The organism is Pseudoalteromonas sp. SIMBA_162 (assembly GCF_046535955.1).
Classification (GTDB): Bacteria; Pseudomonadota; Gammaproteobacteria; order Enterobacterales; family Alteromonadaceae; genus Pseudoalteromonas; species Pseudoalteromonas marina.
Genome location: NZ_JAWJBQ010001438.1, coordinates 1 through 203, shown reverse-complemented (window position 1 = coordinate 203; position 203 = coordinate 1). Strand labels below are relative to the sequence as shown.

Genomic DNA, 203 nt, shown 5'->3' with positions numbered 1-203 from the left:
GATAGCTCAGTTGGTAGAGCAGAGGATTGAAAATCCTCGTGTCCCTGGTTCGATTCCGGGTCGAGGCACCATTTATAAGTTTATCAATCTTTAAAATTGATGAAGTGCCTTAGCACACAGTTTAGTGTGCCGACTTAGCTCAGCTGGTAGAGCAACTGACTTGTAATCAGTAGGTCAACCGTTCGACTCGGTTAGTCGGCACC

The 203-nt window shown here is 46.3% G+C and carries 2 tRNA genes; both read left to right on the top strand.

The annotated features are described in order from the left end of the window. Position 1 precedes the first annotated feature (1 nt). Positions 2 to 71, top strand: a tRNA-Phe gene (locus tag R0J88_RS24370). A 57-nt stretch (positions 72 to 128) separates the two neighbouring features. Continuing rightward, a tRNA-Thr gene (locus R0J88_RS24365) sits at positions 129 to 201 on the top strand. Positions 202 to 203: the final 2 nt, after the last annotated feature.